Here is a 20,354-nt window from a genome sequence, read left to right on the forward strand (position 1 = left end):
CGTTTACGCAAACGTCAATCGACCGATGGGGATGGAAGTTCATGGCGCTGCCCGACATTCTGAAGACCAACCTGCGCATTCCCGTCGTCGGCTCGCCGCTGTTCATCATCTCCCATCCGCCGCTGGTTTTGGCGCAGTGCAAGGCCGGCATCGTCGGCTCCTTCCCCGCACTCAATGCACGGCCGGAAGCCCAACTCGACGAATGGCTGGCGGAAATCACGGAAGACCTCGCGGCGCATGACGCGAAAAACCCCGATGCCATGGCCGCGCCCTTCGCGGTCAACCAGATCGTGCACAAATCCAACAAGCGGCTCGAGCACGACCTGTCGCTGTGCGTGAAATACAAGGTGCCGGTCGTGATCACCTCGCTCGGCGCGGTGCCCGAGGTCAACGAGGCCGTGCATTCCTATGGCGGCATCGTCCTGCACGACATCATCCACGACCGGCATGCCCGCAAGGCGATCGAAAAGGGCGCCGATGGCCTTATCGCGGTTGCGGCCGGTGCCGGTGGCCATGCCGGCACCTTGTCGCCGTTTGCGCTGGTACAGGAAATCCGCCAGTGGTTCGACGGCCCCCTGCTGCTGTCGGGCGCCATCGCCAATGGTGGCGCGGTCCTCGCCGCACAGGCGATGGGCGCCGACCTCGCCTATATCGGCTCGCCCTTCATCGCGACCCGTGAGGCTCGCGCGGCGGACGAATACAAGGAGATGATCGTCGAATCCCGAGCGGCCGACATCGTCTATTCCAACCTCTTCACCGGCGTTCACGGCAACTATCTCAAGGGCTCCATCAGCGCTGCCGGGCTGGACCCCGACAACCTGCCTCAATCGGACCCGTCGAAGATGGATTTCGGCGGCGACAAGACCAAGGCCTGGAAACACATCTGGGGCTGTGGCCAGGGCATCGGCGCCGTCAGCGAAGTGGTGGGCGCCGCCGAACTGGTCGACCGCCTCGCGCGCGAGTACGAGGCTGCGAAGAGCAAGATCGCGGCCTGATGACGCAGCCCGCGGCGCGAAGTTATTCCGGCCGCGACACGGGCATCGCAATTGCGCTGATGCTTCTGGCGTGTGCGCTGGTTGCGGCAACCACGCTGATTGCAAAGATGTTGGGATCGGGCTCCGGCACCGATGCGCTGCACCCGCTGCAGGTATCCGCCGGGCGTTTCGTCTTCGCGCTGGCGGCGTTGCTTCCACTGACCGCATGGCTCAGGCCACCGCTTTCCGGCGGAAACTGGCGAAACCACATCCTGCGCGTGCTGTTCGGATGGGCGGGCATCACCTGCCTGTTTGCCGCCTCCTCCGTCATGCGGCTGGCGGACGCGACGGCCATTTCGTTCCTCAACCCGATCGTGGCGATGATGCTCTCAATCCCCTTGCTCGGAGAACGCGTCGGGCCGTGGCGTTGGGCGGCGGCCGCGATTGCCTTTGCCGGCGCCGCGATCCTGTCCGAGCCGGGAACGGACGCGTTGCAGCCCATCGCACTGGTCGCGTTGACGGCGGCGTTCTTCATGGGCTTGGAGGCGATACTCATCAAGAAGCTGGCCGACACCGAACCGCCGCTGCGCATCCTCTTCATAAACAACCTGATCGGCGCATGCCTCGCGGCAACGGCAGCATCCTTCGTCTGGCGTATGCCCACCCCGGACCAGTGGGTGCTTCTGGCCGTTCTTGGCGTCACCATGGTGACGGTGCAGGCAATCTTCATACAGGCGATGCGGCGGGGCGAGGCGAGTTTCGTGATGCCATTCTTCTACACGACTCTGATATTCGCCGGTCTTTACGACTATCTGGTCTTTGACGAGCGCCCGACCGCAGCTGGCATCGTTGGCGCGGTGCTGATCGTCGCCGGCGCGCTGACCATCGCGTGGCGCGAGCGCATTCAACGGCGGCGCTGAACTGCTCGCGGCAAAAAGGCCGCCGGCTGATTCAACCGGCGGCCTTCCTGTTCCCTGAAGTACGGGTCAGTTCGCCTCGATAACCGTGATGCGGCCCTCGAGCTTCGGTTTGTAGGGAGCGTTGTTGGCGAGGTATTCCGCCACGATCTCCTCCATGCCGGGACCGTAGTCGTATGGGTCCACCGCGTTGGAGGCGAACAGCGCGTAGCCGTCGCCGCCCTTGCGCATGAAATCGTTGGTGCCGACGCCGTAGACCTTCTCCATCTCTATGGCCACCCACTGGTCACCGTCGAGCACTTCGACGTCCTTGATGCGGCCCTGGTCGGGCGCGACGGTCATGTCGAGCGTGTATTTGAGACCGCCGACCTGCGGGAACTTCCCGGCGCCGTTCTCGATGTCGTTCACCGCCGTTTCCAGCGAGGCGACGATGTCGGCACCCTTGAGCTTCATCGTTGCCAGCGTGTTCTGGAATGGGAGGACGGAGAGAACGTCGCCGACCGTCGCCATGCCCTCGTCGATGGAGGCACGCAGGCCGCCGCCGTTCTGTATCGCAATGGTCACGCCCTGGTCTGCCGTGCGCGCCAGAATGGCGTCGGTGACGAGGTTGCCCATCTCGCATTCCTTGGCACGGCAGCTCTCACGGCTGCCGTCGATCGGGGCCGCTACCTCTCCCACTTCCGTCGCCTTGAGCGTCTCGATCGGACCGGCCAGTTCCTTGATGCGCGCTTCGATTTCCGGATCTGGCTCGATCGAAGCATCGAGGATGCGGGTGTCGCCCGTGGCCTCCGCAACATAGCCATCGGCGTCGAAGACGAGCGTCAGATCGCCGAGATGCTTGGAATAGGCGCCTGCCTGCACGATCGGTACGGCGCGGCCGGCCGGATTTTCGACCAGCGTGGCATAGGCCGGCGCACCTTCCTCGGTGTTGGACAGCAGCGTGTGGCTATGACCGCCGATGATTGCCGAGATGCCTTCGACCGCCGCGGCGATCTCCTGATCGCGCGTGAAGCCGACATGCGACAGCAGCAACACCTTGTTGACCCCCTCGGCGCGAATACGCGACACGGCATCCGTGAGGTATTCGATCTCATCACCGAAGCTGACATTAGGGCCGGGCGACGAGGTGACGGCCGTGTCGGCGGTCAACACGGACAGGATGCCGATCTTCTCGCCGCCGGCTTCAAGGATCGACCATTCCGCGACCTTGCCGTGCAGCTTCTCCGATTCGGCGACGGTCAGGTTGCCGCAGACCACGGGGAACTCGACCAGATCGACGAAATCGGCCAGATTGTCCGGCCCGTTGTCGAATTCATGGTTGCCGAGGGCCATGGTGTCGAAGCCGATCTTGTTCATGAACTCGCCTTCCGCCTTGCCGCGGTAGGTGGTGTAGAACAGCGAACCCTGGAACTGGTCGCCCGCGTCGAGCGTGATCACATTCTCGCCGGCGTCCTCGATTTCCTTGCGGCGCTCGCGGATCTTCGTGGCAAGGCGGCCAAAGCCGCCGAAGCACTTGCCTTCCCCGGCATCCTCAGCCGAGCAGGTCGAATTGTACTTGCTGATCGATTCGACGCGCGAATGCATGTCGTTGATATGCAGCACGTTGAGTTTGTATGCCCCCTGCGCGCGGGCCGACGTCATCGAGAAATGGCCGGTCGAAACGCCGCCGGCGACGACCAGGCTGGCGCCCGCCACCTGCAGGAACCTGCGGCGGCTGAGTGCGGTTTCCGGTGTCCCGCCTGCGTTCTTCTTATCGTTGCTAGACATTTCGTGCGCCTCCTTTTTCGCGCTTTGATGTTCCCCGCGACGCCGGGCCTGGATGATGGTCGGGGACGGGTGTCCCCGGCCCGGATATGGCCCGGTTCTGTGATCGCTTGATGAATGTTCCCCTGCGTTGACCCTTTGGTCAAGAAATACCTTCGCAGCCGGCTAAAGGCAGCGGCTTTGCTGGCCCATCATCGGGGGCATGACGCGCGCGCGCGACACTGCTATTGCTGCGCCAAACATTGAAACGAAAGGCAGACAGCCGATGCTCAAGACGCCCTATCTCCTCTTTCTCGGCGACGCGCCGGACCAGCTTGCCGCGAAGGTTGCTCAGGGTATCAAGGACTGGCGGCCGGAGTTCTCGCTCGGCCAGCTCAAGCTGGAGGGCTGCAAGGCCGAGCTCGGCCTTCCCAACATGACGATCGCCGAGGCCAAGGCCGCCGGCGCGCAGACGCTCGTCGTTGGAGCCGCCAATCGCGGTGGTGTCATTTCGGACGCCTGGATCGCCACGCTGATCGAGGCCATCGAGGCCGGCATGGACATCGCCTCCGGCCTGCACAACCTTCTGCGCGATCGCAAGGAACTGGTGGACGCGGCGGCGAAGGCCGGCGTCGAGCTCTTCGACGTGCGCGTTCCGACCGTCGAATACCCGATCGCGGACGGCAAAAAGCGCACCGGCAAGCGCTGTCTGGCAGTCGGCACCGATTGCTCGGTCGGCAAGATGTACACCGCGCTTGCGATGGAAAAGGAAATGCGGGCGCGGGGCCTGAAGGCCAGCTTCCGCGCCACCGGACAGACCGGCATCCTGATCACCGGCTCCGGCGTGCCGCTCGATGCGGTTGTAGCGGACTTCATGGCCGGTGCGGTCGAGTGGCTGACGCCCGACAACGACGCGGACCACTGGGACCTCATCGAGGGCCAGGGCAGCCTGTTCCACCCGTCCTATTCGGGCGTGACGCTGGCGCTGGTGCATGGCGGCCAGCCCGACACGCTGGTTTTGTGCCACGAACCGACCCGCACACATATGCGCGGCCTGCCGCACTACCAGCTGCCGTCTCTCGAAACGCTGAGGGATACCGCGCTGGACATGGCGCGCGTGGTCAATCCCGACGTCAAGGTGATCGGCATATCGGTCAACACGGCAGGAATGCCGGTGGACGAGGCGCGCAGTTACCTCGCAGAGGTCGAGCAGCGCATGGGCCTGCCAGCGGTCGATCCGTTCCGCGACGGCGCGGCCCGTCTGGTCGACGCGCTGGGCTGAGCCCTATCAGCGTCCGAGGGCGGGACCGATGATCTCGATCCGGTTGGTCCAGACATAGCCGTCGAAGCTGGCCGGGACGCGATCCAGCGTCTCGAGGTCGTCGATGCCGGCGGTTCCCGGATCGCCGGCACTGTACGGCCCAAGCAGAATGATCTCGCTGCCGACGGCGGCGAGACGCTGCTGGAAGCGGTTCGGCCACCCCCATAGCCATGGCGCGACGTTGACCGGCAACATGACCATCGTGTTTCGGCAGGCCTCCGGCACATAGCCGGACCATCCGAGCGCGACGTATCGCCCTAGACAGGCGAAGAGGCCGCGGCGCGTCCAGGTCTTCAGCGCCGGCAGGCGTTTCTGGGCCGCGAGCGTGGGGGCGTCGCCGCCATAAGCACCCCAAAGCGATGCCCTCCACTCCGGCTCCCGCTCCGCCAGATCGGCCAGCATCGCCGCTTCTCTTTCTTCGTTGGACTTGAAATTGATCAGGAAGCGGCGTTCCGGCATGGCAGCCAGCACGTCCGCAAGTGACGGCATCAGACCCACGCCCTTGCCGCGCAGGGGAAAAGTCTCGCTGCCGTCGGCGCTATAGCCGTAGCCGACGTCCAGCGTTTTAAGATAGGCCATGTCGTGGCTGCGCGTCTCGCCAGTGCCCTCCGTCCGGCAATCGATCGTCCAGTCATGCATGACGGCGAACTGGCCATCGGTGGTCGGATGAACGTCTAGTTCGACGATTTCGGCGCCGGCAGCGAACGCGGCCTGCATGGACGGTATCGTGTTTTCGAAGAGGTCGTGCTCGGGCGGATGGATACGCAACGCCGTGCAGGTGTCGCTGTCGAGGTCGGTGCGATCGAAGGTGTGGTGAACGCCACGATGCGCGATCAGCTTCACGGCTGGCGTCTCCGGTGTGGCGGCGAGCCATGAAGCGTTCCAGAAATAGATCGCGAGCACGGCGAGCAGCGCAAGCGCGGCAAATTTCTTCATCGGCTATCCCCTTCGGCAACAGCCGAGGATAGATGCGGCGAGTGTGAACGAATTGAGGCACCGGCGCGCTTCGCTGTTCACAACCCTTCCGCGAGAAATTTTCGAACGCATGTCGGGTACCCGGCGGTGTGTGCGTCCTTGAGGCAGCAGCAACGAAGCCTCGTGAAGGAGGGACACATGAACACGACCGCGATGCTCTGGACTGGCCGCATTCTTTCAGGATTTTTCGTACTTTTCATGCTGGGTGCTTCCGTGGCGCCCAAGCTTGCTGGCATGCCAGTGGCGGAAGAGACCATGGCGCAGCTTGGCTGGCCGGCCGGCTACGCCATGATGATCGGCGTCATCGAACTCGTCTGCGTGATCCTCTACGTCTATCCGCGGACGAGCGTGCTTGGTGCGGTGCTGACCATGGGGCTTCTCGGCGGCGCGATGGCGACGCAGGTGCGAGCCGAAAGCCCGCTCTTCAGCCACGTCCTGTTCAGCCTCTATCTCGGCCTGTTCATGTGGGGCGGGCTGTGGTTGCGCGACCCGCGTCTGCGCGCGATCTTCCCCTTTGCCAGCACACGGTCAAAGACAGGAACCTAAACGGGACCGGAAACTGGTCTCATTCCTCCGGCTCGGTCGTGAACAGTAGCGGGTAGCCCTTGGCGCGACCCGCATCTGTCGCGCGCGTCGCCTTGGTTTCGGCCACATCCCGCGTAAAGACAGCCACGACGCAGACACCACGTTGGTGTGCGGTGATCATGACACGATGTGCCTGATCCTCGCTCATGCGGAACTCGCCCTTGAGCACGGTGACCACGAACTCGCGCGGGGTGAAATCGTCATTGACGAGGATCACCTTGTGCAGTCGTGGCCGCTCGATCTTCGGCTTGGTCCTGGTTTTCGGCGTCGTGGTTGGGTTGCTCGTTGGCATGACGGTTCCGCTCGTACGTCAGCGAAGCCGCATTGTCGCATTGGCGGGCGAGCCGGTCAAAGCTGCGATTCGATCGGCAGCCAGGAGACGATCCTGGCGATGATACGACGCGTCAAACCTGCCTCCGGCTCCCGATCGTAGATCTGCATCTTGCCATCACGCTCGCCTTCCCAACGCAGGTCTCCCCGGCATCGAGATAGACGCGGTAACTCATGGCGGGCGCCGTTTCCTCGGCGAAGACCTCACGCATCTGGCCGACGAGCCCTTCGTCCGCAAACAGCACGCCCATTTCCGTATTGAGCGACGCGGACCGTGGATCGAAGTTGAACGATCCGACAAAGCCGGTCTCGCCGTCCACCGTGAAGGCCTTGGTATGCAGGCTCGCCGCACTCGAGCCGAACAGCGACATGTCCGACGGGCGGGCATGCGGCTGCAGCTCGAAGAGCCGTACGCCTCCGGCAAGCAGTTGCGGACGGTAGGGCGCGTAGCCGCCATGGACCGCGGCGACGTCGGTTGCGGCGAGCGAGTTGGTGAGCACGGCCACGTCGACACCGTTCCGGACCATGCCGGTGAGGCCACCCGTTCCTTCCACACCGGGCACGAAATACGGCGATGTGATCTCGACGGAGCGGTCGGCGGAAGCGATGACCGGCATCAGCGTGGTCATCATCCAGTTATCCGGGTTCTTGGCCAGCGCCTTTTCCGGCGGATCCGAAATGACCTTGGCTTCGCTTGTCCAGTAGGTCGGCAAGCCGCCGTCGAGCATGGAAAGCACCGATATGCGTTCCAGAGCCCGATCGACATAGGGTGCTGCCTCACCGGTTCTGGACAGTTGGGAAAGACCTTTCTGCAGCGTTTCCAGTCCCCCTTCGCGCGCCGTGGCGAGCGCGCCGATCGGCATTGAGACGTCGCTGTTCCAGAAGCTGTCGAAGATGACTTCCGTCTGCCGGACCACCGGTCCCATCATGAGCATATCGATGTCGCGGAAGTTGGACGTTTCGGCCGCATCGAAATACTCGTCGCCGATGTTGCGCCCGCCGATGATGGCGAGCCTGCCATCGGCGATCCACGCCTTGTTGTGCATGCGCCGCGTCACGCTGAAAGCGCGCAGAACCATTTCAAGCCCACGCCGCAGCCCGCCATCGCGGGCCCGGCTGGGGTTGAACAGCCGAACGGAAATGCCGGGATGCGCATCAAGCGCGAGATAGATGCTGTCTTTGCCCGTGGCATTGATGTCGTCGAGCAGAAGCCGGACGCGCACGCCGCGATCGGCGGCTTCAATGAGTTCGTTGGCGAGGAGACGCCCGGTAAGGTCGTCCAGCCAGTAATAATACATGAGGTCGAGACTGCGGGCCGCCACGCGGGCGGTCAGGGCGCGCGCTGCGAAGGCATCGAGGTTGTCGGGCAGCAGGGTCAGGCCGCTGCGGCCATGCTGCGCTTCGACGCGCGGGCCGATGCCGCGATCCAAGACGGTGAAGGCAGGGTCGGTAGGCAGCGCCCACATGTCCTCGCCACGGGCATGGCGAGCGAAATGGCCATAAGAAAGCGCGGCGAGGAACGACGCCGCAACGAGAACGAGCGCACAGACCAGCAGAATCACGAACATGCGCATCGCCGCATCGCAGCTAGGAATTGACCGGATACATCATAGCCATCCCCTGCGCCTTGCCAAGGAGAAGGGGCGGAGCAGCCCCTTCCCTCGCCTTCGCGGAATGCCGCTCGTCACCCGTTTGCCGATGCCACCGCGCGCTTGGCCATGACGACGACCAGATTGGCACGATATTCGGCGTTCGCGTGGATGTCGCTCATCAACGTCCCTGCGGACACGGAAACGCCTTCCAGTGCAGAGGCGTCGAACTTCTTGGACAATGCCGCCTCGATTTCCTTCGAGCGGAAGACACCGTCCTCTCCCGCCCCGGTCACCGCCACGCGCACGCCATCTTTCGCCTTGGCAACGAACACGCCGGTCATCGCATAACGTGAAGCCGGATTCGGGAATTTCGCGTAGCCGCATTTTGCCGGCGCTGTGAAGGTGACGGCAGTGATGACCTCGTCATCCTTGAGCGCTGTCTCGAACAGGCCGGTGAAGAACTTGTCCGCGGCGATCTCGCGTTTGTTGGTGACGATGGTGGCCCCTAGTGCAAGCAGCGCCGCCGGATAGTCGGCCGCCGGATCGTTGTTGGCGACCGATCCGCCTATCGTGCCCATATGACGCACATGCGGGTCGCCGATATGCGCCGCAAGATTGCAGATCGCCGGGCAGACGGACGCCAGCTTGGCGTTCGCGGCGACCTCGGCGTGTGTCGTGGCGGCACCGATCGTCACCGTCTTTCCGGAAATCTTCACGCCTTTCAGCTCGGGCACATGGCGCAGGTCGACGAGATCGGACGGGGCCGCAAGCCGCGTCTTCATTGCCGGAATCAGCGTCATGCCCCCGGAGACGAACTTGCCGTCATCCGCCTTCTTGAGAAGCTTCACGGCGTCGGCGACGGAGGAAGCGCGATGGTAGTTGGTGGAATACATGGTCGTGTCTCCTCAGTGCTTCGTCGCGGCCTTTAGCGCCGACCAGACCTTCTGCGCCGTCGCCGGCATGGCCAGGTCGTTGTTGCCGATTGCATTCGTGATGGCATTGATGACCGCCGGCGGCGAGCCGATCGCGCCCGCTTCGCCACAGCCCTTGATACCGAGCGGGTTGCCTGGACACGGCGTGTTCGAGGTCGAGACCTTGAAGGACGGCAGATCGTCGGCGCGCGGCATGGTGTAGTCCATGTAGCTGGCCGTCAGAAGCTGGCCTGACGCGGGATCGTAGTGGGCGCCTTCCAGCAGCGCCTGGCCGATGCCCTGTGCGATGCCGCCATGCACCTGCCCCTCGACGATCATCGGGTTGATGATGTTGCCGAAATCGTCAGCGGCCACGAACTGCACAATCTCGGTCTCGCCCGTATCGGGATCGACCTCGACCTCGCAGATGTAGCAGCCGGCCGGGAAGGTGAAGTTGGTCGGGTCGTAGAACGCGCCTTCCTTCAGGCCCGGTTCCATGCCGTCCGGCAGGTTGTGGGCGGTGTAGGCAGCCAGCGCGAGCTGGAACCACGGCACCGACTTGTCGGTGCCGGCCACCTTGAGCTCGCCGTTCTCGATCACGATGTCGCCCTCGTCGGCCTCCATCAGGTGGGCGGCGATCTTCTTGGCTTTCGCTTCCACCTTGTCGAGCGCCTTGACCACGGCCGACATGCCGACAGCGCCGGAGCGAGAGCCGTAGGTGCCCATGCCCATCTGCACCTTGTCGGTATCGCCATGGACGATGGAGACGGAGTCGATCGGAACGCCGAAGCGATCCGCCACGATTTGCGAGAACGTCGTCTCGTGGCCCTGGCCGTGGCTGTGCGAACCGGTCAGCACCTCGATCGTGCCCACCGCGTTGACACGCACTTCCGCACTTTCCCATAGGCCGACGCCGGCGCCCAGCGAACCTACGGCCGCCGAAGGTGCGATGCCACAGGCCTCGATGTAGCAGCTCATGCCGATGCCGCGCAGCTTGCCCTGCTTCTTCGCCTTTTCACGGCGTTTCTCGAAGCCGGCGTAGTCAGCCTCCTTCATGGCCGCCTCCAGCGAGGTCTCGTAGTCGCCGGCGTCGTAGGCCATGATCACCGGCGTCTGGTACGGGAACTCGCGAATGAAATTCTTGCGCCGCAGCTCGGCAGGCGAAACGCCAAGCTCGCGCGCAGCCGTCTCAACCACCCGCTCCAGCAGATAGGTCGCCTCGGGTCGCCCCGCCCCGCGATAGGCGTCGACCGGCGCCGTATTGGTATAGACGGCGCGGACATTGGCGTGGATCGCCGGAATGGCGACTGGCCCGACAGCAACGTGGCGTAGAGATAGGTCGGCACCGAGGACGAGAACAACGACATGTAGGCGCCGAAATTGGCAACCGTGTCGACCTTCAACGCCGTCATCCTGTTGTCGGCGTCGAAGGCAAGCTGCACTTCGGATACGTGGTCGCGACCGTGCGCATCGGTCAGGAAGCTTTCGGTGCGGTCAGCCACCCATTTGACCGGGACGCCGGCGCGCTTGAGGCCCACAGACATACGATCTCCTCGGGATAGATGAAGATCTTGGAGCCGAAGCCGCCGCCGACATCGGGCGCGATCACCCGCAGCTTGTTCTCCGGCGCGACATTGTAGAAGGCGCTCATCACCAGTCGCGCGACGTGCGGGTTCTGCGACGTCGTCCAGCAGGTGTAGTGATCCTCGCCCTTGTCGTAGTGGCCAAGTGCCGCGCGTGGTTCCATCGCGTTTGGCACCAGCCGGTTGTTGACGATGTGCATCTTCGTGACGTGGGCCGCCTTGGCGATCGCCGCGTCGGTCGCAGCGGAATCGCCGATCTCCCAGTCGTAGATGAGGTTGCCGTCCGCTTCCGGGTGAAGCTGCGGCGCGCCTTTCTTGAGCGCCTCGACCGCATCGGCGACGGATTTCTTCTCCTTGTAGGTAACCTCGACCGCCTCCGCGGCGTCCCGCGCCTGGCCCTTCGTCTCGGCGACCACGATCGCCACGGCGTCGCCAACATAGCGCACGCGGTCTACGGCCATCGGGGACCATGCCCCCATCTTCATCGGCGAGCCGTCTTTGGAATGAATCATCCAGCCGCAGATCAGATTGCCGATCCCGTCGGCCTTGATCTCCTTGCCGGTCAGCACCGCGATCACGCCCGGCATCGCCTGCGCGGCCTTCACGTCGATCTTCTTTATGTCGGCATGCGCGTGCGGGGAACGCACGAATGCGGCATGTTTCATGCCCGGCACGACCATGTCGTCGACATAGCGGCCCGAGCCGGTGATGAACCTCTTGTCTTCCTTGCGCGCAACGCGTGCGCCGATGCCTTCAATTCCCATTGCTTCCTCCTCCGGAAGAAAGGGCAGTCGGGGAGTAAGGCAATAAGGCAGTAGGTAGGCCCGACACTTCGACAGGTATTTCCTACTGCCTTAATGCCCTACTGCCCTACTCCCGTTATTCAAGCAGCTTTCTTCGTCTTGCCCTTGGCGGCCTTGCCCATCGCCTTGGAGGCGGCAAGGATGGCCTTGACGATATTGTGATAGCCCGTGCAGCGGCAGATGTTGCCCTCGAGCTCGGCGCGCACGGTCTTTTCGTCCAGACCTTCGGGATGGCGCGCGATCATGTCGGTGGCCGCCATGATCATGCCTGGCGTGCAGAAGCCGCATTGAAGGCCGTGATGTTCTCTGAAAGCCGCCTGCACAGGATGCAGGTCCGCGCCGTTCGCCAGCCCTTCGATGGTGACGATATCCGATCCGGATGCCTGTGCGGCCAGGATCGAGCAGGACTTTACCGCCTTGCCGTCCATGTGAACGACACAGGCGCCGCACTGCGAGGTATCACAGCCGACATGCGTGCCCGTCATACCAAGATGCTCGCGCAGGTAGTGCACGAGCAAGGTGCGATCTTCCACGGTTCCGGACACCTTGCGCCCGTTCACCACCATTTCGACTTGCGACATGAATCTCCTCCAGATTGCCGGCCGGGCAAAACGCTTCTGGAGAATGGGGTCCGGACGCGCCTTACCTGAGGGCAGATTACCGCGCCTCGGCAAAGAGTCCATGGGGCCAAGGTCATAAGCGCAATAGATTTTTGGACATCAGGCAAAGGCGACGTGCGGCACCTGAACTACACACGCGCAAAATGCCAAATCTCGCGCTTGTCTTTCGTCTGCAATGACGCTATCACGCGCGCACTTTCGGCAGATGCGCAATCGCGCTGCCGAGGCGCCGCTTTAGCTCAGTTGGTAGAGCACATCATTCGTAATGATGGGGTCGCGTGTTCGAGTCACGCAAGCGGCACCACTTCCTCCCTACACCAGACCTCTATCCGCGTCGTCTCGGTACTACTGCGCCGTTCCCGTATTGTGACGCTATTTTCCCGACGCCGTGTTCTAACTCATCGCCGACATAAGCTGCTTTTGGGCACTCTACAGCATTGAAAGCTGCGCCTGCGTCCGGCGCCGGCACAGGTGACATTGGACACGAGCGGGGCGCAGGCTAATATCGAGCCGGCTTCATGGGAGAGAGCGACGATGGCAACGCGGCCGGGATCAAAGCTCGATCGTCGATCAGAGTATATCGGTCGCCTGGCGCCGGCTGCTGTAGTCGGCGCGTTGGTCGTCGTCGTGTATCTGACGATCTCACCATTTCTGCCCGCGATCATCTGGGGCGCTGTCGTCGCCATTGCGATCGATCCATGGTTTCGCTGGCTTGTCAGGAAGCTTGACGGGCGCCGTCTTCTGTCAGCGTGGATCGTGGGCGTTCTCCTCGCCGGAACCGTCGTCATTCCGGCGTTGGGCTAGCGGCTGCAATGCTCAACTTTTTACCGAATGCGCTTTCTTGGACGGGTCGTCTATCGGAGGTTGGCCCAACGGAGCCTCCGGCCATTCTTGCCGATCTCCCGGCGATCGGGCCTCAGGTTACGGCGTTTTGGCACGATCTGACGACCGATGCATCGCACGCCCTTTCTCTCTTCCGAGACGAGATCAAGACGGGTTTCCTCTGGCTGCTTGGAGAGGTCGAGATATTCGGGGTCTTCGTTGGCGAGTTCGCAATCGGCATTCTTCTGGCCGTGGTGTTCCTCTACGCGGGCGATCACCTGACGAGTGGCCTCGATAGGTTCTTTAACAGGCTGGGCGGCAGCTTCGCCCAGGAGATTGCCAGAGACTCGGCGCGCACCGCTCGGCAGACCGTTATCGGGGTACTTGGAGCTGCCCTTGTCCAGACTTTGGTGGCAACCATCGCCTTTCTTGTGGTGAGCGTTCCCAACTGGATGCTTCTGGCAGGCGTGATGTTCATGCTGGCTCTGATCCAGATCGGTCCCCTCCTTATATTCGTGCCGCTGGCGATATGGCTTTGGGCTGACGGCCATGGATGGCAGGCCGCCTACGTGCTCTTCTGGGGGATTGTGGTGGTTGGCCTCGCAGACAATATCGTGCGCCCCATGATTGCCAGCAAGGGAGGCGACGTTCCGGCCTCGCTGGCATTTCTTGGTGCTCTCGGCGGCTTCACACAATGGGGTGTGATCGGGGTCTTCATCGGACCGGTCATTCTGGCGGTAGGTTACGAGGTCGCATCGAGGTGGAGCGGGTTGCGAGCAGATCCACAAGGCGATGCTTTGCAGGACCCGGCGCCGGCGACTGCGGATCGGGAGAACGACCCCGGAACCGAGCCAAGGCCGTCGATCTGACAACGGGCTTCAGCCGGCTTTCACGCTGGCCTTTCTTCCTGCGCGCCACTCGCGCCGCGAGGGGACTTGATCACGACACGGTCGTCCGTGCTGCTGCCCTCGGCAGTTCCATTGCCAGTCAGCCGGCAAGAGAGCCTTGCTAGGCGTTTCCTTCCGAGCCGAGGAACATCAAGTCTGGATCGCGACCGCTGTTTGAGACATTGCAGCGCCATGGCGCGCGCTGCGCTCCAACCGTCATGTAGACGGTTACGGCCGCTTGTGAGGACTCAGTGCCCACGACTTCGACGCCCGCTTGGGTCATGCCCGCAAGCGCGCTCTGGCACGATTGGATCGCAGCGTTCGAGACGCTTGAATCAAATCCGACATCGGGAATTGCGCTTGCTGCCTGCTGGTCCATATTCCCGCCGGAAGGCATTTGGCCCATGTTGCCGTTACCAGTGTCAGTCTGGCAAGCGGCAAGAGCCAGGACGGCGGAAAAGGCAAATATCGGCTTCTTCATCGCAGGGAATCCTACATTATTGTTGATGGGCCGGGGTTGGCAATTGTCGCCCGAAAACCAGACAAAGCACCCTGTCGGTAAGACCATTCGTTCATCCGTCTGAACGCGTGCCGCTACCGCATTGGTGGTAGGCAACGGCGAGCCTTACCCATTCTGGTCCTTCGTAGTCCCTGCGAAGTAATATCGATGTGGCATATCACTCCCGGCGGAAATTGGCGGTCAAGGTGGCAAAACCTTTGTGCTTTTCTAAAGCCCCATCGAGGGCCTTCTCGTAATCGGGCCGGGCGGCTTCTGCGTGCGCACGGCCCTTGTCGGTGAGTACGGTGTAAACACCGCGCTTGTCGTCCGGGCAGAGGTCCCGAATCGTAAGGCCTCCTCGTTCCAAACGCTCCACCATTCGCGAGACAGAGCTTTGATTGAGCTGCAAATGGGCTGCCAGCTCCTGCATTCGCAGTTCGGATTTAGGCGATCGCGCAAGCACCTCCAGCGCCCGATAGTCCGACAGGCCGAGGCCGTGCCGATCCTGCAGAGTCCTGGCAATCTCGGCCTCGACATTGGCTATCGCGTGAATCAGCGTCAGCCATGAATCGCTTTTGTTCGACATGAGAAACCTCGATTCCTTTCCCGCCTGCACGAAGCCTGTTTTCACATATGTATGCTCATGCAGATAGAAAGCAAATGCCTATGGCTGACGCAATCTTGCTCGAAACTCCGTAAATGGGCGCAGCGCCCCGGAGACGGGAAGCTTGGCTACCGCAGGTGACCGCCAGTTCTGCGGATCATCTGCAAAGACGTGATATGCGCCGCGATAGTCGAAGCCGTGCGCGGCCACCTCGTCCCTGTCAGCCGCAAAGAGCACCTGCGAAATGCCCGCATAAAGCGCGCTCATGTAGCACATTGCGCATGGTTCTCCCGATGCTAGAAGCGTTGCGCCCCGCAGATGGGTCGCTCCATGCGTGCGGCAGGCATCGCGGATCGCCTCGACTTCCGCATGCGCTGTCGGATCGTGATGTTCCCGGACGCGGTTGACGCCGCGACCGAGAACAGCACCCCCTGATCGACCACCAAAGCAGTGAAGGGAATGCCGCCCTTGTGGACATGGTCCATGGAGAAGGCGACCGCCTCCTCCATGAGTCGCGCGAACCGCTCGGAAGGTTCGCCAACCATCAGGCCTGTCCCCGGAGCTTGGCGCTGTCGGCCAGCTTCAGCCAGACGACGCCGGCAATGATGACGCCCAGCCAGAATGCCTGGATCAGCGTCAATGGCTGGTCGAGCAGGATGCTACCGAAAGCAGCCGCTCCGACGGAGCCGATGCCAGCCCATACCGCATAGCCAATGCCCACGTCGATGGTGCGCAAGGCGACGCTCAGGAAGTAAAGCGTGAGGAGGAAGAAAATGACGGCAGCGACCGACCAGCTCAGGACTGTAAACGCCTGGCTGCCTCCAACGCTGAGCGCGTAGCCAATTTCGAAGGCGCTGGCGAGAAGCAGCATGCCCCATGCACTGCCGCTGCTCTGGGTCTTTTGAATCGTATCCATGATATTCAGTTCCTTTGAGTCAGGATGGAATTGGGGATGAAGGGTGGGCGCATCCACGTCAGGCGGCGCCGCTGAGGCGCAGGCCAACGACGCCTCCGATCACGCAGACGATGCCGACTGCCTTCTTCCAGTCCAGCTGTTGGCCGAAGAAGAGAGCTCCGAGAATGACGATTCCGACACCGGAGACGGACGTCCAGATCGCGTATCCGACACCGACATCGAAGGTGAGGAGCGCCAGGCTGAGGAAGAAGGTCGCGATGGCTCCGCTGACGAGTGTCGCGACAGTCCACCAGAGGCGCGTGAACCCCTTCGCATTGCCTGCGCTGATAGCGACCGCAATCTCAAAGACCACGGCGATCCGAGATAAAGCCAGCTCATTGCATGTATCCTTTTATGAGTGGTGAGCTTGTTAAGGCATATGCCTATGGTGGCGGCCGCTAGGCCGGATGGGAGAAACCCTGATTGACGGTTGCGCTTTCGAGCCGGTCGATTGCCTGCAGCAATTCGTGCGCCGGTGGCGTTCCCCGAAAAACCTGCTTGCCGACTACGATTGTGGGAACGGACGTGATCGCCATATCGTCCCGGGCATGGCGCAGCGCCTCGCGATGGCGCTCCGCATAGGCAGTGCTTTCCAGCGCCTGCCGAGCTTCGCCGGGATCCATTCCCGCGTTCGCGGCCAGTTCGATCAGGACTTCAGGACTGCCGATGTCGCGATCCTCCTGGAAGAACGCCCGCAGCACCCCCATCGAGTAAGGATGATCGAGCCCCCGATCCTGCGCCAGCAACAACAGTCGAAATGCCTTGTCTGTGCGCGGCTGTGGTGAGATCGACGGAAGCCGGATCGAAACTCCGAGCCTTTCGGCGAGCGGGTAAACGGACCGGCTCCAGATCGTCGGCAAATACGGATCTTCCGGCCGCAGCGTCGGCACCGGCTCGGGCCGCAGCTCGAAAGCCCGCCAGGATATGCGAATTTCACGGTCGCCGATCACATCGGAAAGAACCTGCTCCGCCAGCAGGCAGAACGGACAGACATAGTCGGCATAGACGGTCACGGAGCTCATTTGCGCCCTCCATTTGTATGCATGCACATACACTAACGTGCAACAAACAGGCTGTCAATATACATGTATGTGCAAGCATGCTCTGTCTGCAAGCACGACTGGCAGGGGCCTCAGGTGCGCTCCGTCGCCTTATGAACAGGGATCAGCGGACAATCCGATTGCTATCCGGCGGGACGAGTTGCGTCGCGAAGCCGGCAACACCGGATGGACACCGAATGTCTGCAGACATCGCGCCGCGCCGGTTGACCCCGATGGCGCACCCGGAATGGCAGGACGTGCTGCGTCATTCTTGACAGGCATCCGCCAATGACGGCGGTGCGGTCAATGGCCGAAATCGATCTGAATTCTTACCGTTTCCATTGCACGCCGCGCTCGACACAGAGTTACTTTAATGCGTCAATGCAACCTTGGCAGGCATAGAAACCTATCCCAGGGGGCGCATGAAAATCTTATCCATTCGTTCGCAGGACTTCGAGATTTCCCGGCGCGTGGAAGAATTTCAGAACGTGGTCGCTACGATTACTAAAGTGGACTTTGTTCCCGACGATCGTAAATCCTTTACCTCGGAGACGTCGATCGGCGTGTTGCAGAACATGATTGTCGGCTATGGCCGGCACTCTGCGTCAACGGCGATCCGCACGGTCTCTCATGCCGCCGAGACCGACGACAATGTGATGTTCCACGTTCCCCTGTCTGGAAGTTCTTCGATAGAACAGCGTGGAGGCGAATACACCGAGTTGAAGCCTGGGCTGGTCTACGCCGATCCTGGCGAGGTTCCCGGCGTCATCAGGTTTCATGGCGAACCTACGGAGGGATTTTATGTTTCCATTCCCCGCTCTCATTTCTCCGCCGCAGCACGCGGGCTGAATGCCATGCTGCGCCGCAGCGTGCCGCTGACGCCGCAATGGCGTGTGTTCTTCAACTATGCCCGCAGCCTGCATGCAGAAATGTCGGACCTCGCGCTTGAGGAGGCGGAGCAATGCGCAACGCATGTGCAGGACCTCGCTTTGATGGCGCTCGGCGCGACACGAGAAGCCGCTGAAATCGCAGCAGGTCGTGGCGTAAGGGCAGCCCGGCTCAAAGCCATCAAAGCCCATATCGAGCGAAATCTGACCGCACCAAATTTGACGGCGGACGGAGTAGCCAGCCGTCACGGCATCAGCCCGCGCTATCTGCGGTCGCTGTTCGAGACCGAGGGCACTTCGTTCGGCGATTTCGTCGCCGCACGGCGTTTGGCGCTCGCCTACCGGATGCTCTCCGATCCTTGCAATGCCACGAGCAGTATCGCCAGCATTGCCTTGGCCACTGGGTTCGGCGACCTATCCTGGTTCAACGTCCGCTTTCGCCGAGCCTATGGGATGACGCCCAAGGATGTCCGCGCGCTTGCGCGTTTGCGCTGAACCGTTCGCCCCGGACAACTGTTCCGCTCTCCCACAGTTTCACCTCCGCTCTCCCCAAGACGGTCGATGCAGACCCACCTACTGTGGCCCGCGCGCGCCTCAGGCGCCGGCGAGCGGTAAAACGCAGCTGGCCTTGCCGTGCAGTTCGCCAGGAGGGATCGACATCGTGACTTCGAAGAGAAAAATCGACCCGCTGTCGTGTTTGCAGCGCATCGGTTATATGGCCGCTTTCAGCGCATTGGCCGCTTTCGCGGTGCCCGTTGCGGCCCAGCAGACAGATAGCGCTTCGATTCTGATCTATGACGCCTCGGGATCGATGTGGGGCCAGATCGACGGTGGTATCACCAAGGTCGAAGTCGCCCGCGATGTGATCGGCGATTTCTTCGTCAGCCGCGACAATGCGGTCCCGCTCGGCGTCATCGCTTATGGTCATAATCGGCGCGGGGACTGCTCCGATATCGAAACGATTGCCAGTGTGGGGATGAACAACCCTTCGGATCTGTCTGCCCGGCTCAATCGTCTCAACCCGCGCGGCATGACCCCGATCACCGACTCCCTCACGCTTGCGGCCTCCATGATCCCGCCCACGGCGGAGTCGGCCGATATCATCCTCGTCACCGACGGGTTGGAAACCTGTGACGCCGATCCATGCGCGCTCGCCGCTCAGCTGGCGCAGGAGGGCATCGCCATTCGAGCACATGTCGTCGGTTTCGGGCTGACTTCGCAGGAGGCGGAGGCGATGAGCTGCGTGGCCGACGCCACAGGCGGCCTTCTGCTCACCCCGCAAACGGGACAGGAACTGGCCGACGCGCTCGACCAGATCGCGGCGGTCCAACCGGCGTCCGATGCCAAGCCGGCTCAGGAAGCATTCTTCGACATGGGGCCCAATGCCGAAGCTGGCCACACCTATGAAATAAGCTACCACGGCACCGCGCGGCCGGACTCTTATGCCGGGTTCACACCGCGCGGAGGAGACATGCCTTCGGTCAGCCCGTCATTTGGCGTTGTGGGCGGCGCCGGGGCGGCAGGGAACAATCCATTTTCAAAGACGGCACCGAGCGAGCCGGGTGAATACGATCTGATCATGGTGGCCTATGATGGATCGATCATTGCTCGTCAGCCTATTGAGGTCGTGGCGCCCTCCAACGGTTTCGACGCCATCGGGTCGGTGGAGCCGGACAAGCGCTTCCAGTTCAGTTGGCGCGGTCCCAATCAGGTCGGCCAGCGCATCGTGATCGCCCGCCCAGGTGCAGCACCCAATGACTATGAAAGTGACTGGGGTCAGCCCTACAGCAATCGCCAAACCCAGCGTATGGGCCTTCGGCCCCCGCCGAGCCCGGCGTCTATGAGCTCCGCTACATCTCGGGCAACCAGCAGGAGATCTTGTTCTTCCGTGAATTCGGCGTAGGCGTTCCCTTTGAGGACACGGACATCACCAATACCGCCGATCTGGCTGCCCAGGCCGCAGCGGCAACTCAGGCCGCGGCGGGGCAGGACGCGATGCCGCTGGTGCGAGCGACCTTCCGTATTCCAGACAATTTTCCGCGAACCCCGCTCTGGTGGTCAGCGGTTCCGCTCGACCCGGACATGAGCCCGGAGGCTTGGTCGCCCATCTCCGAAATGATCGTTGGCGAAGGCGAGTTCGAGCCCGGCCGCTATCGCATCTCGACCACGGGACCGGGTGAGGTCGAATTCAGCGCGGAAGTGGAAATCTACCCTGGCCAGAACAACGACTTCATCATCCCCCGGTTGGCGAGACCGACGACGAGGCTTCTGCGACGACACTCGGCGGCCCGTGGCAGGTGATCGGT

Annotated in this window: 20 protein-coding genes, 1 tRNA gene and 3 pseudogenes; 10 read left to right on the top strand and 14 right to left on the bottom strand. The window is 62.4% G+C overall.

All coding sequences use genetic code 11. The annotated features are described in order from the left end of the window. Positions 1 to 41: 41 nt before the first annotated feature. Together HK436_RS02825 and HK436_RS02830 are read left to right on the top strand one after the other, a co-directional pair. Positions 42 to 995: an NAD(P)H-dependent flavin oxidoreductase gene (locus HK436_RS02825; RefSeq protein ID WP_173187176.1), complete on the top strand. Its 954-nt coding sequence runs from the start codon at positions 42 to 44 to the stop codon at positions 993 to 995. After that, complete coding sequence (locus HK436_RS02830; RefSeq protein WP_173187178.1) at positions 995 to 1,894, top strand: DMT family transporter; 900 nt, start codon at positions 995 to 997, stop codon at positions 1,892 to 1,894. The genes HK436_RS02825 and HK436_RS02830 overlap by 1 nt, the downstream gene beginning before the upstream one ends. Positions 1,895 to 1,960: 66 nt before the next feature. On the opposite strand, the gene HK436_RS02835 is transcribed toward HK436_RS02830, so the two are convergent. Beyond that, positions 1,961 to 3,658 (bottom strand): bifunctional metallophosphatase/5'-nucleotidase, encoded by a 1,698-nt coding sequence (locus HK436_RS02835; RefSeq protein ID WP_173187180.1) that lies wholly within the window; start codon positions 3,656 to 3,658, stop codon positions 1,961 to 1,963. Between the two features lie 262 nt (positions 3,659 to 3,920). Here HK436_RS02835 and dgcN point away from each other — a divergent pair, with 262 nt between their 5' ends. Beyond that, positions 3,921 to 4,916, top strand: coding sequence for an N-acetyltransferase DgcN (gene dgcN / locus HK436_RS02840; protein ID WP_173187182.1), 996 nt, complete (start codon positions 3,921 to 3,923; stop codon positions 4,914 to 4,916). 6 nt (positions 4,917 to 4,922) lie between these two features. Here dgcN and HK436_RS02845 read toward each other — a convergent pair whose 3' ends face one another. After that, positions 4,923 to 5,891, bottom strand: coding sequence for a glycerophosphodiester phosphodiesterase family protein (locus tag HK436_RS02845; RefSeq protein ID WP_173187184.1), 969 nt, complete (start codon positions 5,889 to 5,891; stop codon positions 4,923 to 4,925). Positions 5,892 to 6,068: 177 nt separating this feature from the next. Here HK436_RS02845 and HK436_RS02850 point away from each other — a divergent pair, with 177 nt between their 5' ends. After that, positions 6,069 to 6,476 carry a DoxX family protein gene (locus HK436_RS02850; RefSeq protein WP_173187186.1) on the top strand — a complete coding sequence of 136 codons (408 nt, stop codon included), beginning with the start codon at positions 6,069 to 6,071 and terminating at the stop codon, positions 6,474 to 6,476. Positions 6,477 to 6,495: 19 nt separating this feature from the next. Here the strand turns inward: HK436_RS02850 and clpS are convergent, their stop codons facing one another. The 5 genes and pseudogenes from clpS to HK436_RS02875 all read right to left on the bottom strand — a co-directional run bounded on the left by clpS (position 6,496) and on the right by HK436_RS02875 (position 12,315). After that, positions 6,496 to 6,807: an ATP-dependent Clp protease adapter ClpS gene (clpS, locus tag HK436_RS02855; protein WP_173187188.1), complete on the bottom strand. Its 312-nt coding sequence runs from the start codon at positions 6,805 to 6,807 to the stop codon at positions 6,496 to 6,498. A gap of 56 nt (positions 6,808 to 6,863) precedes the next feature. Continuing rightward, a pseudogene (locus HK436_RS02860) lies at positions 6,864 to 8,419 on the bottom strand (phospholipase D family protein). A 110-nt stretch (positions 8,420 to 8,529) separates the two neighbouring features. After that, on the bottom strand, positions 8,530 to 9,330 hold the full coding sequence (locus tag HK436_RS02865) for an FAD binding domain-containing protein (RefSeq protein ID WP_173187190.1): 801 nt from the start codon (positions 9,328 to 9,330) through the stop codon (positions 8,530 to 8,532). Between the two features lie 12 nt (positions 9,331 to 9,342). Next, positions 9,343 to 11,695: pseudogene (locus HK436_RS02870) on the bottom strand (xanthine dehydrogenase family protein molybdopterin-binding subunit). Positions 11,696 to 11,814: 119 nt separating this feature from the next. Continuing rightward, positions 11,815 to 12,315: a (2Fe-2S)-binding protein gene (locus HK436_RS02875; protein WP_173187192.1), complete on the bottom strand. Its 501-nt coding sequence runs from the start codon at positions 12,313 to 12,315 to the stop codon at positions 11,815 to 11,817. A gap of 267 nt (positions 12,316 to 12,582) precedes the next feature. Between HK436_RS02875 and HK436_RS02880 the strand changes: the two genes are divergently transcribed. The 3 genes from HK436_RS02880 (at position 12,583) to HK436_RS02890 (ending at position 14,045) form a co-directional block, all read left to right on the top strand. After that, a tRNA-Thr gene (locus HK436_RS02880) sits at positions 12,583 to 12,658 on the top strand. 230 nt (positions 12,659 to 12,888) lie between these two features. Continuing rightward, positions 12,889 to 13,158, top strand: coding sequence for a hypothetical protein (locus HK436_RS02885; RefSeq protein ID WP_173187194.1), 270 nt, complete (start codon positions 12,889 to 12,891; stop codon positions 13,156 to 13,158). An 8-nt stretch (positions 13,159 to 13,166) separates the two neighbouring features. Next, positions 13,167 to 14,045 (top strand): AI-2E family transporter, encoded by an 879-nt coding sequence (locus HK436_RS02890; protein ID WP_173187196.1) that lies wholly within the window; start codon positions 13,167 to 13,169, stop codon positions 14,043 to 14,045. A gap of 139 nt (positions 14,046 to 14,184) precedes the next feature. Here HK436_RS02890 and HK436_RS02895 read toward each other — a convergent pair whose 3' ends face one another. The 7 genes and pseudogenes from HK436_RS02895 to HK436_RS02920 all read right to left on the bottom strand — a co-directional run bounded on the left by HK436_RS02895 (position 14,185) and on the right by HK436_RS02920 (position 17,143). Further along, positions 14,185 to 14,544 carry a membrane lipoprotein lipid attachment site-containing protein gene (locus HK436_RS02895; protein ID WP_173187198.1) on the bottom strand — a complete coding sequence of 120 codons (360 nt, stop codon included), beginning with the start codon at positions 14,542 to 14,544 and terminating at the stop codon, positions 14,185 to 14,187. A gap of 196 nt (positions 14,545 to 14,740) precedes the next feature. Next, positions 14,741 to 15,148 (bottom strand): MarR family winged helix-turn-helix transcriptional regulator, encoded by a 408-nt coding sequence (locus tag HK436_RS02900; RefSeq protein ID WP_173187200.1) that lies wholly within the window; start codon positions 15,146 to 15,148, stop codon positions 14,741 to 14,743. A 78-nt stretch (positions 15,149 to 15,226) separates the two neighbouring features. Further along, the gene (locus tag HK436_RS30990; protein ID WP_244648469.1) at positions 15,227 to 15,442 is read right to left on the bottom strand and encodes a tRNA-specific adenosine deaminase; all 216 of its coding nucleotides are present in this window, start codon (positions 15,440 to 15,442) and stop codon (positions 15,227 to 15,229) included. Then, positions 15,443 to 15,538, bottom strand: a pseudogene (locus HK436_RS34075) (nucleoside deaminase); the annotation flags it as partial. It lies immediately after the preceding gene. A 172-nt stretch (positions 15,539 to 15,710) separates the two neighbouring features. Then, entirely contained in the window at positions 15,711 to 16,082 is a 372-nt protein-coding gene (locus tag HK436_RS02910) for a DMT family transporter (RefSeq protein ID WP_173187202.1), read from the bottom strand. A 58-nt stretch (positions 16,083 to 16,140) separates the two neighbouring features. Further along, on the bottom strand, positions 16,141 to 16,434 hold the full coding sequence (locus tag HK436_RS02915; RefSeq protein ID WP_312860471.1) for a DMT family transporter: 294 nt from the start codon (positions 16,432 to 16,434) through the stop codon (positions 16,141 to 16,143). Positions 16,435 to 16,519: 85 nt separating this feature from the next. After that, the gene (locus HK436_RS02920; RefSeq protein ID WP_173187204.1) at positions 16,520 to 17,143 is read right to left on the bottom strand and encodes a DsbA family oxidoreductase; all 624 of its coding nucleotides are present in this window, start codon (positions 17,141 to 17,143) and stop codon (positions 16,520 to 16,522) included. 407 nt (positions 17,144 to 17,550) lie between these two features. Between HK436_RS02920 and HK436_RS02925 the strand changes: the two genes are divergently transcribed. The 3 genes from HK436_RS02925 to HK436_RS02935 are packed head-to-tail and all read left to right on the top strand — an operon-like array spanning position 17,551 to position 20,349. Further along, complete coding sequence (locus tag HK436_RS02925) at positions 17,551 to 18,543, top strand: helix-turn-helix transcriptional regulator (protein WP_173187206.1); 993 nt, start codon at positions 17,551 to 17,553, stop codon at positions 18,541 to 18,543. Then, complete coding sequence (locus HK436_RS02930) at positions 18,515 to 19,951, top strand: vWA domain-containing protein (RefSeq protein WP_173187208.1); 1,437 nt, start codon at positions 18,515 to 18,517, stop codon at positions 19,949 to 19,951. The genes HK436_RS02925 and HK436_RS02930 overlap by 29 nt, the downstream gene beginning before the upstream one ends. Continuing rightward, on the top strand, positions 19,927 to 20,349 hold the full coding sequence (locus tag HK436_RS02935) for a hypothetical protein (protein WP_173187210.1): 423 nt from the start codon (positions 19,927 to 19,929) through the stop codon (positions 20,347 to 20,349). The genes HK436_RS02930 and HK436_RS02935 overlap by 25 nt, the downstream gene beginning before the upstream one ends. Positions 20,350 to 20,354 lie beyond the last annotated feature (5 nt).

This window comes from Neoaquamicrobium sediminum (genome assembly GCF_013240295.1).
GTDB lineage: Bacteria > Pseudomonadota > Alphaproteobacteria > Rhizobiales > Rhizobiaceae > Aerobium > Aerobium sediminum.

Coding starts and splice junctions, on each gene's coding strand:
- clpS (WP_173187188.1), bottom strand. CDS start 6,807: ATGCCAACGAGCAACCCAACCACGACGCCGAAAACCAGGACCAAGCCG.
- HK436_RS02885 (WP_173187194.1), top strand. CDS start 12,889: ATGGCAACGCGGCCGGGATCAAAGCTCGATCGTCGATCAGAGTATATC.
- HK436_RS02845 (WP_173187184.1), bottom strand. CDS start 5,891: ATGAAGAAATTTGCCGCGCTTGCGCTGCTCGCCGTGCTCGCGATCTAT.
- HK436_RS02875 (WP_173187192.1), bottom strand. CDS start 12,315: ATGTCGCAAGTCGAAATGGTGGTGAACGGGCGCAAGGTGTCCGGAACC.
- HK436_RS02850 (WP_173187186.1), top strand. CDS start 6,069: ATGAACACGACCGCGATGCTCTGGACTGGCCGCATTCTTTCAGGATTT.
- HK436_RS02900 (WP_173187200.1), bottom strand. CDS start 15,148: ATGTCGAACAAAAGCGATTCATGGCTGACGCTGATTCACGCGATAGCC.
- HK436_RS30990 (WP_244648469.1), bottom strand. CDS start 15,442: ATGTGCTACATGAGCGCGCTTTATGCGGGCATTTCGCAGGTGCTCTTT.
- HK436_RS02895 (WP_173187198.1), bottom strand. CDS start 14,544: ATGAAGAAGCCGATATTTGCCTTTTCCGCCGTCCTGGCTCTTGCCGCT.
- HK436_RS02890 (WP_173187196.1), top strand. CDS start 13,167: ATGCTCAACTTTTTACCGAATGCGCTTTCTTGGACGGGTCGTCTATCG.
- HK436_RS02825 (WP_173187176.1), top strand. CDS start 42: ATGGCGCTGCCCGACATTCTGAAGACCAACCTGCGCATTCCCGTCGTC.
- dgcN (WP_173187182.1), top strand. CDS start 3,921: ATGCTCAAGACGCCCTATCTCCTCTTTCTCGGCGACGCGCCGGACCAG.
- HK436_RS02930 (WP_173187208.1), top strand. CDS start 18,515: ATGTCCGCGCGCTTGCGCGTTTGCGCTGAACCGTTCGCCCCGGACAAC.
- HK436_RS02920 (WP_173187204.1), bottom strand. CDS start 17,143: ATGAGCTCCGTGACCGTCTATGCCGACTATGTCTGTCCGTTCTGCCTG.
- HK436_RS02830 (WP_173187178.1), top strand. CDS start 995: ATGACGCAGCCCGCGGCGCGAAGTTATTCCGGCCGCGACACGGGCATC.
- HK436_RS02865 (WP_173187190.1), bottom strand. CDS start 9,330: ATGTATTCCACCAACTACCATCGCGCTTCCTCCGTCGCCGACGCCGTG.
- HK436_RS02835 (WP_173187180.1), bottom strand. CDS start 3,658: ATGTCTAGCAACGATAAGAAGAACGCAGGCGGGACACCGGAAACCGCA.
- HK436_RS02910 (WP_173187202.1), bottom strand. CDS start 16,082: ATGGATACGATTCAAAAGACCCAGAGCAGCGGCAGTGCATGGGGCATG.